At 64.5% G+C, this 439-nt stretch carries 1 pseudogene; it reads right to left on the reverse strand.

Annotated elements, in window-relative coordinates:
* Positions 1-439 (reverse strand): annotated as a pseudogene (locus ACYOEI_RS41160) (hypothetical protein); the annotation flags it as partial.

Raw genomic sequence — 439 nt, forward strand, 5'->3', positions numbered from 1 at the left:
TTCCGCCGTACCCGTTGGGGTCGGTGGTGGTGAAGCCGGTGCTGTCGAGGAAGATCGTGGACCCGGCGGTGCCGGAGAACTTGTAGAGGTTCGTGGAGTTGGCGGGGTTGAGCGTTGCGGTGACTGCGGATCCGGTCGTGATGCTGGTGGCGCCGGCGGATGAGAGCAGGTTGAAGGCGAAGCTGCCTGTGTAGTCGCCGTTGGCGGCGACGGTGAGGGTGTAGGTACCCGCGGGGAGGATGCCGACGTTACGGTCGTCGTAGCTGAAGGGCGTCCCGCCGTAGACGTTGCCCTGGGGGCCGGACATGCTCCAGTAGAGATTTCCGTCGGAGGTCCTGCTGTCGAACCAGATCTGAGCGGGCGAGGCGAGTGTGAAGGTGTAGTTCTTCTGCTGTCCTTGGCTTGCGATGGAGCCGGAGACGGCCGTGCCGAGGGTCAA

The organism is Singulisphaera rosea (genome assembly GCF_054877945.1).